Annotated in this window: 9 protein-coding genes and 1 pseudogene; 5 read left to right on the top strand and 5 right to left on the bottom strand. The window is 70.4% G+C overall.

All coding sequences use genetic code 11. From position 1 onward, the window contains the following. The first annotated feature begins 237 nt into the window (after window positions 1–237). The 3 genes from E6R62_RS26820 to xdhC are packed head-to-tail and all read left to right on the top strand — an operon-like array spanning window position 238 to window position 4908. Complete coding sequence (locus tag E6R62_RS26820; protein ID WP_136216057.1) at window positions 238–1719, top strand: xanthine dehydrogenase small subunit; 1482 nt, start codon at window positions 238–240, stop codon at window positions 1717–1719. Beyond that, window positions 1716–4097, top strand: coding sequence for a xanthine dehydrogenase molybdopterin binding subunit (gene xdhB, locus E6R62_RS26815; RefSeq protein ID WP_136216056.1), 2382 nt, complete (start codon window positions 1716–1718; stop codon window positions 4095–4097). Before E6R62_RS26820 ends, xdhB begins: the two co-directional genes overlap by 4 nt. Window position 4098: 1 nt before the next feature. Beyond that, on the top strand, window positions 4099–4908 hold the full coding sequence (xdhC, locus tag E6R62_RS26810; RefSeq protein ID WP_136216136.1) for a xanthine dehydrogenase accessory protein XdhC: 810 nt from the start codon (window positions 4099–4101) through the stop codon (window positions 4906–4908). A 267-nt stretch (window positions 4909–5175) separates the two neighbouring features. Here xdhC and E6R62_RS26805 read toward each other — a convergent pair whose 3' ends face one another. Together E6R62_RS26805 and E6R62_RS26800 are read right to left on the bottom strand one after the other, a co-directional pair. Further along, a complete protein-coding gene (locus E6R62_RS26805) occupies window positions 5176–5832 on the bottom strand; it encodes a phosphatase PAP2 family protein (RefSeq protein WP_240801922.1) in 657 nt (218 codons plus the stop codon). A 386-nt stretch (window positions 5833–6218) separates the two neighbouring features. After that, complete coding sequence (locus E6R62_RS26800) at window positions 6219–7055, bottom strand: undecaprenyl-diphosphate phosphatase (protein WP_136216055.1); 837 nt, start codon at window positions 7053–7055, stop codon at window positions 6219–6221. A gap of 454 nt (window positions 7056–7509) precedes the next feature. Here E6R62_RS26800 and E6R62_RS26795 point away from each other — a divergent pair, with 454 nt between their 5' ends. Together E6R62_RS26795 and E6R62_RS26790 are read left to right on the top strand one after the other, a co-directional pair. Next, a complete protein-coding gene (locus E6R62_RS26795) occupies window positions 7510–8694 on the top strand; it encodes an acyltransferase (RefSeq protein WP_240801921.1) in 1185 nt (394 codons plus the stop codon). Window positions 8695–8833: 139 nt separating this feature from the next. Beyond that, complete coding sequence (locus E6R62_RS26790) at window positions 8834–9184, top strand: PRC-barrel domain-containing protein (RefSeq protein ID WP_136216053.1); 351 nt, start codon at window positions 8834–8836, stop codon at window positions 9182–9184. 102 nt (window positions 9185–9286) lie between these two features. On the opposite strand, the gene E6R62_RS26785 is transcribed toward E6R62_RS26790, so the two are convergent. The 3 genes and pseudogenes from E6R62_RS26785 to E6R62_RS41215 form a co-directional block, all read right to left on the bottom strand. Continuing rightward, window positions 9287–10714 (bottom strand): HAMP domain-containing sensor histidine kinase, encoded by a 1428-nt coding sequence (locus tag E6R62_RS26785; protein WP_136216052.1) that lies wholly within the window; start codon window positions 10712–10714, stop codon window positions 9287–9289. Further along, complete coding sequence (locus tag E6R62_RS26780; protein ID WP_136216051.1) at window positions 10711–11433, bottom strand: response regulator transcription factor; 723 nt, start codon at window positions 11431–11433, stop codon at window positions 10711–10713. The genes E6R62_RS26785 and E6R62_RS26780 overlap by 4 nt, the downstream gene beginning before the upstream one ends. A 27-nt stretch (window positions 11434–11460) precedes the next feature. After that, a pseudogene (locus E6R62_RS41215) lies at window positions 11461–11571 on the bottom strand (IS5/IS1182 family transposase); the annotation flags it as partial.

Raw genomic sequence — 11571 nt, 5'->3', positions numbered from 1 at the left:
TCGCTCAGACGGCCGCCTGGGTTCCGGGTCGTGTCGCACACGGCTGCTGAGTAGCCGCTCCTTCCGGCGTGCCCGATCATGGGCCCCGGCATCTCCTGATCTCTCCCACCGCCTTCGGCACGTTGTTCTCGTGCCCATGTGCGCCCGGGTTTTCGAGCTGCGCCACCGAAATAGAAAGCTCCTGCAAATGGCGACTAGGATATTCACTTTGACCGCGCACCGAAATGAGGTTGCGCCGTGGTAGCAGCGAGGATCACGGTCAACGGGAAAGAAACCCCCATTGCACCGGACGCGCCCCACACCTTCGTGCTCGATTTCCTGCGCGAGCGTGGTCTCACCGGCACCAAGGAGGGCTGTGCCGAGGGTGAATGTGGTGCCTGTTCGGTCCTGGTGGCCCGTCCCGGGGTGAACAAGCCCACCGACTGGGTGGCGGTCAACGCCTGCCTCGTCCCGGCCGCGGCGCTCGACGGCCAGGAGATCATCACCTCGGAGGGCCTCGCCACCGCCGGTGAGCCCGGTCTGCCCCCCACCCTGCACCCCGTGCAGGAGGAGATGGCGGTCCGTGGCGGCTCCCAGTGCGGCTACTGCACTCCGGGATTCATTTGCAGCATGGCCTCCGAGTACTACCGGCCCGACCGCTGCGCGCACACGGACTCGGCTTCGGACGCGGATTCGGCCGAGAACGCCGACGCCGAGCACGGTCCGAACGGGTTCGACCTGCATTCGCTGAGCGGAAACCTTTGCCGTTGCACCGGTTACCGTCCGATTCGCGACGCCGCGTTCGCCGTCGGCGCGCCCACCGAGGACGACCCACTGGCGCAGCGTCGCGAGCAGGCCGCGCCCGAGCCGGCCGCCACTGCGTACACCCAGGACGGCAGCACGTTCCTGCGGCCGCGCACCCTGGCCGAGGCGACGCAGCTGCTGCGCGAGCGCCCCGAGGCCGTGGTCGTCGCCGGAAGCACCGACTGGGGCGTCGAGGTCAACATCCGCTCCCGCCGGGCGGAGTGTGTGATCGCCATCGACCGGCTGCCCGAGCTGCGTGAGCTGCGGGTCGAATCCGACCACATCGAGATCGGTGCGGCGGTGACGCTCACCGAGATCGAGCGCCGCCTCGACGGAAGCGTCCCGCTGCTGGCCGAGCTGTTCCCGCAGTTCGCGTCGCGGCTCATCCGCAACAGCGGAACCCTGGGCGGCAACCTGGGTACCGGCTCCCCCATCGGCGACAGCCCGCCGGTGCTGCTCGCGCTGGAGGCGTCGTTGCTGCTCGCCGACGCCGACGGTGAGCGCGAGGTCCCGCTGGCCGAGTACTTCACCGGCTACCGGCAGAGCGTGCGTCGTCCGGACGAGCTGATCCGCGCGGTGCGCATCCCGCTTCCGCTGTCGCCGGTCGCGGCCTTCCACAAGATCGCCAAGCGGCGCTTCGACGACATCTCCAGCGTGGCCGTCGCGTTCGCCCTGGAGATCGAGGACGGCATCGTCCGCAAGGCGCGCATCGGCCTGGGCGGCGTGGCCGCCACCCCGATCCGGGCGCTCGCCACCGAGGCTGCCCTGGAGGGCAAGCCGTGGGACGCGGAGACCGTCGAGGCCGCCGCCCAGGTGCTGCGGGCCCAGGGCACGCCGATGAGCGACCACCGCGCAAGTTCCGAGTACCGGGCCGCGATGCTCGGCAAGAGCCTGCTGAAGCTGCACGCAGAGACCACCGAGGCGGTGTCGTCATGAGTCATTTGTCCGAACGCCCCGAAAAGCCTGTCGTCGGCGTTTCCATGCCGCACGAGAGCGCCAACCTGCACGTCACGGGCACCGCGCTCTACACCGACGACCTGGTGCACCGCACCAAGGACGTACTGCACGCGTACCCGGTCCAGGTCATGAAGGCCCACGGGCGGATCACCGCACTGCGCACCGAGCCCGCGCTCGCCGTGCCCGGCGTGGTCCGTGTGCTGACCGGCGCCGACGTGCCCGGCGTGAACGACGCCGGCATCAAGCACGACGAACCGCTGTTCCCCGACGAGGTCATGTTCTACGGTCACGCGGTCGCCTGGGTGCTCGGCGAGACCCTTGAGGCCGCCCGGCTCGGTGCCGAGGCCGTCGAGGTGGAACTCGACGAACTGCCGTCCGTGATCACGCTGAAGGAGGCGATCGCGGCCGAGAGCTTCCACGGCGCCCGGCCCGTGATGCTGGCCGGTGACGTCGACGCGGGCTTCGCCGACTCCGCGCACGTGTTCACCGGCGAGTTCCAGTTCTCCGACCAGGAGCACTTCTACCTCGAGACGCACTGCGCGCTGGCCCATATCGACGAGGCCGAGCAGGTCTTCGTCCAGAGCAGCACCCAGCACCCCTCGGAGACGCAGGAGATCGTCGCGCACGTCCTCGGCCTGCACAGTCACGAGGTGACCGTGCAGTGTCTGCGGATGGGCGGCGGCTTCGGCGGCAAGGAGATGCAGCCGCACGGCTTCGCGGCCATCGCCGCGCTCGGAGCCAAGCTGACCGGCCGGCCGGTCCGGCTGCGCCTCAACCGGACCCAGGACCTGACCATGTCGGGCAAGCGGCACGGGTTCCACGCCACGTGGAAGATCGGCTTCGACGTCGAGGGCCGCATTCAGGCCCTCGACGCCACCCTGACCGCCGACGGCGGCTGGAGCCTGGACCTGTCCGAGCCGGTGACGGCCCGTGCGCTGTGCCACATCGACAACACCTACTGGATACCCAACGCGCGCATCGCGGGTCGTATCGCCAAGACCAACAAGACCTCCAACACCGCCTTCCGCGGGTTCGGCGGGCCCCAGGGCATGCTCGTGATCGAGGACATCCTCGGTCGGGTCGCGCCGCTGCTCGGTCTGGACCCGATGGAGCTGCGGGAGCGCAACTTCTACCAGCGGGACCAGCACACGCCGTACGGGCAGCCGGTCACCCAGCCCGAGCGCATCGCGATGGTCTGGAACCAGGTCAAGGAGAACGGCGGCATCGCCGACCGCAAGCGCGAGATCGCGGCCTTCAACGCCGCGCACCCGCACACCAAGCGGGCGCTCGCGATCACCGGCATCAAGTTCGGCATCTCGTTCAACCTCACCGCCTTCAACCAGGGCGGCGCGCTGGTACTGATCTACCGGGACGGCTCCGTCCTGATCAACCACGGCGGCACCGAGATGGGCCAGGGCCTGCACACCAAGATGATGCAGGTGGCCGCGACCACGCTGGGCATCCCGCTGCACAAGGTGCGGCTGGCGCCGACGCGTACGGACAAGGTGCCCAACACCTCTGCCACCGCGGCGAGTTCGGGCGCCGACCTCAACGGCGGGGCCATCAAGAACGCCTGTGAGCAGCTGCGCGCGCGGCTGGTACAGGTCGCCGCCTCCCAGCTGGGTGCCAACGGCTCGGACGTGCGCATCGTCGAGGGCGTCGCCCGTGTCCTCGGCAGCGACAAGGAGCTGGCCTGGGACGACCTGGTCCGCACCGCGTACTTCCAGCGGGTCCAACTGTCGGCGGCCGGTTACTACCGGACCGAGGGGCTGCACTGGGACGCGAAGTCGTTCCGGGGCTCGCCGTTCAAGTACTTCGCCCACGGCGCCGCCGCCGCCGAGGTGGAGGTGGACGGCTTCACCGGCAAGTACCGCATCCGGCGCGTCGACATCGTCCACGACGTCGGCGACAGCCTCTCCCCGATGATCGACATCGGTCAGGTCGAGGGCGGTTTCGTGCAGGGCGCGGGCTGGCTGACGCTTGAGGACATGCGCTGGGACACCGGTGACGGCCCCAACCGCGGTCGACTGCTGACCCAGGCGGCGAGCACCTACAAGCTGCCGAGCTTCTCGGAGATGCCCGAGGAGTTCAACGTCACGCTGATGGAGAACGCCACCGAGGAGGGCGCCGTCTACGGCTCCAAGGCCGTGGGCGAGCCTCCGTTGATGCTGGCCTTCTCGGTACGAGAGGCGCTGCGGCAGGCCGCCGCGGCCTTCGGACCGGCCGGTGCCAGCGTGGAGCTCGCGGCTCCCGCCACACCCGAGGCGGTCTACTGGGCGATCGAGGCCGCGCGCGGAGCCAAGGAGCGGCGCGACAGCGAGGCCCCGACCGCCGCGAGCGCTTTGAGCAATGCCTGACATGACCTGGGTGGCCGCGGTCGCGCGGTTGCGAGCACGCCGGGAACCCGGTGCGCTCGTGACCGTCGCGACCGTGCGCGGCCACGCGCCCCGCCGCGCCGGCGCCAAACTCGTCGTGGGGCGGACCGAGACCTGGGGCTCCATCGGCGGCGGCAACATCGAGGCCGTCGCCATCGATCGGGGCCGCGAACTGATCGGCACGCCCGATCCGCAGCCCGAGTTGATGGAGTTCGCGCTCAACGACAAGGTCACCAACCGGCACGGCGTGCAGTGTTGCGGCGGAGCCGTCACCGTGCTGATCGAACCGCTGCCGGTGGTCCCGACGGTGGCGATCTTCGGCGTCGGGCACGTCGGCTTGGAGCTGGCACGGATTCTCGCTCGGCACAATATCGACCTGCACCTCACCGACACCCGCTCGGACATGCTCACCGACGAGCGGCTCGGTGTGCTGGAGGACGCGCTGGCCCAGGTCCACGTGCACCACGTACCGCTGCTTCCGGAAGAGGTACTGGCGGAACTGGCGCCCGGTACCCACGTCCTGATCATGACTCATGACCATGCGGAGGACGCCGCGCTGTGCGACGCCGCCCTGCGTACGGAAGACCTCGGCTCGATCGGTCTGATCGGCTCGGCCGCCAAATGGGTGCGGTTCCGCCACCGTCTGTCCACCGAGGGTGGCCACGACGCCGCCACCATCGACCGGATCAAGACCCCGATCGGCATGCCCGACATCACGGGCAAGGAACCCGCCACGATCGCGGTGAGCGTGGCGGCGGACCTGCTCCGGACCATCGAACAGGACCGCCACTGAGCGGTGCAGCGTGCGGGGGCGGTCGCCCGCGCCCGTGTCGCTGATCGAGCGCTTCCCGGCCGCCGGATACCGGGCGGCCCGGGGCGGGCGGCCGGGGTGTGCCTCAAAGCGCCCGCCCGGCCCTCCGGGCGCCCGGAGCCAAGGTGGCGGCCCACTTCGGGCGGGTGGACAGGGCGTCCGTCCGGAACGACGGGCCCGGCGCCCTCCGGCGGTGCGATCTCGACCCGTCGGGCTCTTCCTTCTTCGCAGGGACCGCGCCGTCTCCCGTCAGTCGGAGGCCTGGCGTCGGTCGCCTACGCCCCCCAGATAGGCGCAGCCGAGGAGGGAGAGCCAGGCGGTGGCGAAGAGCCAGCCGCCGAGCACGTCGGTGAACCAGTGCATCCCGAGGTAGACGCGCGTGAGGCCGACCGCCGTGGCCCAGAGCGCGACCACTACGACGGGGGTCCGGGGTACCCGGGAGCCGCGTTGGAACAGCGCCGTCACCAACAGTCCGGCTGTCAGCGCGGCCGTGGTGGAGTGGCCGGAGGGGAAGGACCACCCCGAAGCGGGCGTGACCCAGTCGCCGACCGCCGGACGCGGGCGGGCGATCAGCATCATTGCCGCGTAGCGCAGGGCCTGACCCGCGCCGAGGCACAGCATCAGTGCGGCCGCCGTCCAGGCGCGCTGCCGGGTGGTGCGGCCCGCGTACAGGCCCGCCGCCAGGAGAAGGGCGTACGGGATGACCCCGGTGCCGGTGTCGGTGAGGACCCGCGCCGATACGGAGGCGAGGGCCGGGCGGTGCTCCACGGACCAGCGGTGCAAGGCCGCGTCGGGGGGCAGCAGGTGGTCCGGGGCCCGCACGACCCATACCGTCAGCAGTGCGAAGAGCGCCATGGCGGCCAGGGCCACCCATCCCGCCCGGCGGGCGAGCCCGGCGCGGGTCACGCGACGGCCGGCAGGGGGCGCAGGGGGCCTCTCTCCGGTACCCCCGGGGCAACCGGGACGGGAGCGGCGTCGAGCGGATCGACCCTGGGGTCGAGGGCGACGCTGGGCACGGAAGCGGCCAATGCGGCGGGGCCTCTCGGAGGACTCGGGCGGAAGGCGGCCGGGCGGAAGACGGCCGGGCGCGCAGGACCGGTCAACCGGGCGCCACCGCCCGCCGGTGGTCTACCGCACTGTAGACGATCCTCGGGCGAGGGGGAGACAACGACCCGGTCCACCGACCGACCGCGAGTGCGTCGGTGGACCGGAAGCCCGCGCGCTGACCAGGCTGTGCGCCGGGATGAGCCGTGGCCGCCCGCTGGTTCGGCGCCGAACGCGCGCGACGAGCGTCAGGCGGTCAGGACGCCGGTGCCGAGCAGGCCGAAGAGCAGGACCCCGACGGCGATCCGGTAGAGGACGAAGGCGTTGAACGAGTGCTTGGCGACGAACTTCAGGAGCCAGGCGATCGAGGCGTAGGCGACGACGAAGGACACCACGGTGCCGACGACCAGGGGGACGGTGTCCACACCGGCGCCGACGGCGTCCTTGAGCTCGTACAGGCCCGCGCCGGTCAGGGCGGGGATGCCGAGGAAGAACGACAGTCGGGTGGCGGCGACGCGTTCGAGGTCGAGGATGAGCCCGGTGGACATGGTGGCGCCGGAGCGGGAGAAGCCGGGGAAGAGCAGCGCCAGGATCTGCGAACATCCCACCAACATGGCGTCCTTGAGGCCGGTGTCGTCCTCGCCGCGCTTGTGGCGACCCATCTGGTCCGCCGCCCACATCAGACCGCTGCCGACGATCAGGGAACCGGCGACCACCCACAGGGAGGCCAGCGGGCCCTCGATCAGGGGCTTGGCGGCCAGTCCCACGACCACGATGGGGATGGTGGCGTAGATGACCCACCAGGCGAACTTGTAGTCGTGGTGGTACCGCTCCTCGCGGTTGGCGAGACCGCGTCCCCAGGCGGCCATGATGCGCACGATGTCCTTGAAGAAGTACACGAGGACCGCGGCGATGGCTCCCACCTGGATCACGGCGGTGAACGCGACGACGGCCTTGTCGTCCACCGGGATGCCCATCAGGCCCTCGGTGATCTTCAGGTGGCCGGTGGAGGAGACCGGCAGGAATTCGGTGACCCCTTCGACGATGCCGAGAACGGCTGCTTGACCGATGTCGATGGTGCTCAATGGGTCCGTCCCTGGGGCTGGTTCGATATGACGCTGGCCAAGCGTGCGCTGGACCACCGCGTGGGCTGGGGGTGCGGCGGGCGCGGTCGGTGGAGGACCCCGGCCTCGTTCCGCGTGCGCGTACGCTGTGCTTTCGCGGCGGACCGCGAAGGCGCGCGACAGCGCGATCAGGCTCGGAACCCCTTCTCCCGGGGCAGTTGGACGCCGCCGGTGCCGACTATAGCGTCTACAGATATGTAGACGGCTGCTGGGTCGGCCACGTTCCGCCCCGTGTGCCCCCGTGGCCAAGGCTATCCGGGCCTTCGGCGCCGACTGCCCGCGCTCCCCGGCCCATTCCCCTGAGAGCCCCGCCCGCGGCGCGGGACCGACCCTTCCGCCCCGGGCAGGGGCAATTCCGCTGCCGCCTGTAGAGTATCCCGGTCTGATTGTCATGCACGTAACAATGGGGGAATTCGTGCGCGAACCGAAAGCCGAAGCTCTCACGCCACGGGAACATCCCTCGGGGCGGCGGCTGGCGGCTCTGGACTTTGTGCGCCTCTCGGCCTCGCTCTTCGTCGTTTCCTATCATTACCTCGTACTGGAAAGCGCGTGGGGGAGAGCGACCGCGGAGATATTCCCGCACGGGCGGAGGGTGGCCGCCTACGGCTGGCTCGGGGTCGAGATATTCTTCCTGGTCAGCGGGTTCGTGATCTGCATGAGTGCGTGGGGGAGGACCCTCGGGCAGTTCGCCGTTTCCCGCATATCCCGAATCTTCCCGGCCTATTGGGCCGGCGTGGCGTTCACGGCCCTCGTTCTGTTCAACTGGCCCGAGGTGCGCAGGATCGGCAAGGTCAGCGACGTCTTCGTGAACCTCACCATGCTGCAAGGAGGCCTGCGTGTGCCTCACATCGATGACGCGTACTGGACGCTGTTCGTCGAGCTGAAGTTCTACGTCCTCTTCGCATGCGTCATCCGAATGGGTGTGACGTATCGAAATTGCGTGGCCTTCTGCGGACTGTGGACACTGGCCGGCATCGTCGCGCCCACGACCGGTGACGGCGTTCTCGCCTTCTTCGCGATCCCCACCTGTTCCCCGTATTTCATCGCGGGCATCGCCTTCTATCTGATGCGCCGCTTCAAGCCGAACATGTTGCTGTGGGGGATGGTCGTTTTGCAGTTCCTCCTCGCACAGACCCATGTGCAGGCACGGATGGCCTCCAACCTGGGCAAGGAGGCCGGGGAGAGATTGCCTGCCTGGCCGGCCCACCTCGTCATCGCACTCGGCTTCGTCCTGATGGCGGCCATCGCGTTGGGCTTCCTCGACCGCGTCCAGTGGCGATGGCTGCCGCACGCCGGAGCGCTCACGTACCCGCTCTACCTCGTGCACATGATGGCCGGACTGACGATCATCCACCACTTCCGCGACGAGATGGCACCGGTCCCCCTCGCCTTCGCCGTCATCGGCTTCATGCTCGTGTTGGCATGGTTGATCCACCGTCTGATCGAGCGGCCGGTGAGCCGGCTGTTGCGTACGGGGCTCACGAAGGCCGTCGAGGACATGCGAGCGGAAACCCCCGACAGCGAACCTCGCACGCACCCGCCATTGCCCTCACAGCGCTCGTCGGCCGCCGAGCGGGAAAGCGTCCCTGTCGGCCGGTAGCCCGGTCGCAAGGTCCTGCGCGACGGCGGCCGCCGACGTGTGAGCGGCGCCGTGCGGGGCAGGCGGGCGGGAGGCAGTGCCGCCCCCGCCGGTGCGCGGGGGCAGGCGCCCGTCCGCTACCGGAAGAGAGGATCTGCCCGTGAACGTGAACGTATGGGGTTACCGCGAGGGGGCGGGCCGCGTCGAGGCCCTCGATCTGACGGGTTACAAGGTCGAGGCGGCCGACGGGTCGATCGGGAAGGTGAGCAAGCACTCGGACGAGGTCGACTCGTCCTACGTCGTCGTGGACACCGGCCCCTGGATCTTCGGCCGGGAAGTCCTTCTCCCGGCGGGCACGGTCAGCCGCGTCGACGCGGCGGAGAAGACGATCCACGTCGACCGGACGAAGGACCAGATCAAGGCCGCCCCCGAATTCATCGGTGACAAGCACATCGAGGACCCTGCCTACTACAGCCGGATCGGCGGGTACTACGGCAACCTCCTGGGCTGACCGACCCCGTCCACCCCGGGGAGCGGCCGGCCCGGACGTGGCATGACCCGGACGGGGCACGCGGCGCGAGGTGTCGGCCCGCCGAGCGGCGCCGCCGCGAGGTCAGTTCCGGCGAAGCCCCCACAGGCCCCGCCGGCCGCGCGGCCATGCCGGCCGCCGCCGGGACATGCGGGAGGGGCGCGCGGACGGGGCCGACGGGGCCAGTGCGAACGTCACGGCGATGTGCGCGCCTCCCAGTCGGCTGCGGGAGATGTGCATCGAGCCGCCCGCCACGGTCGCGGCCCGCCGCGCGATGTCGAGCCCCAGTCCGGTGGAACCGCTGCTGCTCCCGCGGGTCAGCGCCCGGTCCGGTCGGGGGATGCCCGGGCCGCCGTCCTCCACGACCAGCTTCACGGCCTGCGCCGTACGTACGACGTGGACGGCGAACGGCGTTCCGGGCGCGGTGTGGCGGAAGACGTTCCCGATGAGCGCGTCCACGACGGCGGCGATGTCGTCGTCGGACAGGCCGACCGTCGTGGGCTCCTGGGCCAGGGCCAGAGTGCAGGAACGGTTCTGCTGCTCTGCCAGGACGGACCAGAAGGTGGTGCGGCGACGCACCACGTCGGCGGCCTCGCAGCGCGGACCGGACGCCTTCGGGGCGGCGGGAGACTCCCCGGACGCGTCCCCGGAGAGCATGCCCTGTCCCATCGGTCCCACGGCGAGCGGGGTGCGCGCCGCGGCGATGATGGCCTGGAGTTCCGACTCCAGCTCTCCGACCGCCGCCTCGACCCTCGCCGACTCGGGCGTCCCCACCATGCGTTCCGACGCCAGGTGCAGGGCGGTCAGCGGGGTGCGCAGCCGGTGGGACAGGTCGGCGACGAGTTCGCGCTCCACCGCGAGCAGTTCGGTCATCCGCCGGGCCATCGCGTTGAAGGCGACTCCCGCGTCCCGCAGTTCCGGGGGGCCCATCGGCTCCACCCGGGCGTCCAGGTCCCCCTGGCCGAGGGCGCGAGACGCCTGCGCGAGCCGTCTCGACGACCTGACGACCTTCGCGCCGAGGCGGTCGGCGACCAGCACGGAACCGCCGATCAGTCCCACGGCCAGGAACAGCATGACCGCCCACGATTCCTTGACCCCGTGGGTCAGTTCCCGTTCCGGGACGAAGTTCTCGACGACGGCCACGCGGTCGCCGGGGAGCACTACGGGTTGCAGGCATATCCAGCCTCCCGGGATCTCCTGGGAGATCGCTTCCCGCCCCCGCTGGGCCCGTTCGAGCAGGGCCCTCGGGGCCTTGGAGCTGCCCGGCGGGCCGGAGTCCGGCAAATGGACCACGAGGCGGTCGGCCGCGTCGAGTCCGGCGGTGGACTCCCGCAAGGCGGACGGATCGGTGGTCAGGGTCAGGACGGGCGCCAGGGCGGCGGCGCGCTGTTCGGCGGCGGTGACGGCCTGCTCCTTGACCAGCGACATCACCAGGGCGGCCAGCGGTATGAGGAAGGAGAGGGCGACCATGGAGGTGACGGCGAGCGCCACTCCGGCGAGTGAGCGCCTCAACGCGGTGCCACCAGCTTGATGCCGACGCCGCGGACGGTGAGCAGGTAGCGCGGGGATGCCGCGCTTTCGCCCAACTTGCGCCGCAGGGAGGAGAGGTGCACGTCGACGGTCTGGTCGTCCACGTACGGCTCCCGCCAGACCTCGGTCAGCAGCCGCCGCTTGGAGACGACGTGGCCGCAGTGGTGGGCGAGGAAGGCCAGCAGGTCGAACTCCCGGCGCGTGAGACGCAGCTCCCGGCCCGCCAGGTGGGCGGTGCGGGCACCCGGGTCCACCGCCAGTTCGCCCACCAGGACGGGGTGCAGCGGATCGGACGTGGGGGCCGCGCCGATGCCCGCCGAACCCGCGGCGCCGGGGAGTTGACCGGTCCGCCGCAGCACGGCGGAGAGGCGCGCGATGAGCTGTCCCCCGGAGAAGGGCTTGACCAGGTAGTCGTCGGCGCCCGCGTTGAGGAGGTTGATGATCTCGGCCTCGTCGTCCCGGGCGGTGGCCACCAGCACGGGGACGGAGGATATGCCCCGGATCATGCGCAGTGCGTCCGCCCCGTCCAGATCGGGAAGGCCCAGGTCGAGCACCACGGCGTCGACGCGTGCCCGGGTGACTTCCCGCAGGGCGCCGAACCCGTCGCCCGTGCTGCGGACGACATGTCCGTGCTCCGTCAGGACCTCGATCAGTGATTGGCGAATGCTGGGGTCGTCTTCCACGACCAGGACGCTCGGCATGTGGACACCTTAGAGCTCGTAACACGATCATGATTCGGGTTTGTTGAGGCGCCGCCAGCAGATGAGGCTGCAGGCGAGGGAGACGAAGGCGTCGTGGAGTTCGGTGCGGCGTTCCCAGCGGACGGCGAGTCGTTTGAA

The sequence above is a fragment of the Streptomyces sp. A1136 genome (genome assembly GCF_004795055.1).
GTDB lineage: Bacteria > Actinomycetota > Actinomycetes > Streptomycetales > Streptomycetaceae > Streptomyces.
Note: the sequence above shows the minus strand (reverse complement) of the source record. Positions and strands in the feature narration are given on the sequence as shown.

Excerpts from the sequence above, each read along its gene's own strand:
- xdhB (WP_136216056.1), top strand. The coding sequence starts at position 1,716 with ATGAGTCATTTGTCCGAACGCCCCGAAAAGCCTGTCGTCGGCGTTTCC.
- xdhC (WP_136216136.1), top strand. The coding sequence starts at position 4,099 with ATGACCTGGGTGGCCGCGGTCGCGCGGTTGCGAGCACGCCGGGAACCC.
- E6R62_RS26780 (WP_136216051.1), bottom strand. The coding sequence starts at position 11,433 with ATGCCGAGCGTCCTGGTCGTGGAAGACGACCCCAGCATTCGCCAATCA.